The sequence below is a fragment of the Bradyrhizobium sp. AUGA SZCCT0431 genome, assembly GCF_018131065.1.
GTDB lineage: Bacteria > Pseudomonadota > Alphaproteobacteria > Rhizobiales > Xanthobacteraceae > Bradyrhizobium.
In genome coordinates this window covers 1-1569 of sequence record NZ_JAFCLR010000096.1, presented here as the reverse complement: position 1 = coordinate 1569, position 1569 = coordinate 1, and the positions used below count along the sequence as shown (strand labels likewise).

The following is a 1569-nucleotide window of genomic DNA, read 5'->3' as shown; positions in this document are numbered from 1 at the left end:
CCAGCAACGGGGTGTCAGGACCACGCGCCTTCGCCGTACGCCTCTGTCGCGTTACGTCTTCGCAACATCGGCGTCCATCGCATCCCGTCCAACGTCCGTGACGACGGCCGACGCCCTTCTGAGTAGGACGGGATGACCAAACATATGGCCCTGATTTGCCTTCGGGAAAAGCGAAATATTTTTTATTTCGAGGCTTGACACGATTTCCGTAAATCAGAACTGATTTGCCCGACGGGCCAGATGTTGTGGTCCGTAGCCCGGAGGAGCAGAGTGATTTTCAGGCATTCTCGCACCGGTGCTGCCTTGGCACGCGTTCTGCACTGTGCCGAGCGACCTGGTAACGGATCAAAAGGAAAGACAGTGGCAAGATTTGTGAACGTCGCAGCGGGACAGTTGGGCCCTGTCGCCCGAAGCGAAACGAGGACCGAGGTTGTCGCGCGGCTCATGGCGTTGATGCGCCAGGCGCACGCCAACGGATGCGACCTGATCGTCTATCCCGAGCTGGCGCTGACGACGTTTTTTCCGCGCTGGTACATGGAGGATCAGGCGGAAATCGATTCCTTCTTCGAGCATGAGATGCCCGGTCCGCAGACGCGTGCCCTGTTCGACCTGTCCCTGGAACTGGGCATCGGATTTTGCCTGGGTTACGCCGAACTGGCGGTCGAGAACGGCGAAACCCATCGGCACAACACCTCCATCCTCGTGGACAAGCGCGGCAAAACCATTTCCAGGTATCGCAAAGTGCATTTGCCCGGCCACGCCGAACACGAGCCCTGGCGCCGATTTCAGCACCTGGAAAAGCGTTACTTCGAGCCCGGCTCCGGCTTTGGCGTGGCCGACGCGTTCAATGGCGCGATCGGCATGGCGATCTGCAATGATCGCCGCTGGCCCGAAACCTATCGCGTCATGGGACTGCAGGGCGTCGAAATGGTGCTGATCGGCTACAACACGCCGGTGCATAATCCGCCCGCGCCTGATCATGACGACCTCTCGCTGTTCCACAATCGTCTTGTGATGCAGTCCGGCGCCTACCAGAACGGGACCTGGGTCGTGGGAGTCGCCAAGGCCGGGATCGAAGAGGGTGTCGACCAGATTGGCGGTAGCTGCATTGTGGCGCCATCAGGTGAAATCGTCGCCGCTTGCACGACCAAAGGTGACGAAATCGCATTGGCGCGCTGTGATCTGGATTTGTGCAACTCCTACAAGCGCACCACCTTCAACTTCGACGTCCACCGGCAGCCCCATGCCTACGGGTTGATTGTCGAACGAAGGGGCCAGCACATGATGGCGGATGGAACGCCTGTGCCTTCGGGCAAAAGCGGTCGCGGCCTGTAGCCTGGATGAGCCAACGGGTCGCGCGAATGCACGCCCGATGACAGGCTCCGCGATATCCGGGTATTTTCCCGCACGGCCCCGCATGTCGCTGCGCTCATGCGGGCTACGCGCTCAGCGTCGTCATGCCCGGGCAGAAGCGCGAAGCGCGTCTTCGCGCTAGAGCGGGATGAATTTAGGTTGAGGCGTATCCGGCGTTTTCGAAGTAGTTGGCACATTCGTTTGGCATGAAGGCTG

Annotated in this window: 1 protein-coding gene; it reads left to right on the top strand. The window is 60.0% G+C overall.

The features are described 5' to 3' along the window. Window positions 1-360 precede the first annotated feature (360 nt). Window positions 361-1335, top strand: coding sequence for an N-carbamoyl-D-amino-acid hydrolase (locus JQ567_RS37895; RefSeq protein WP_212443532.1), 975 nt, complete (start codon window positions 361-363; stop codon window positions 1333-1335). The last annotated feature ends 234 nt before the right edge of the window (window positions 1336-1569 follow it).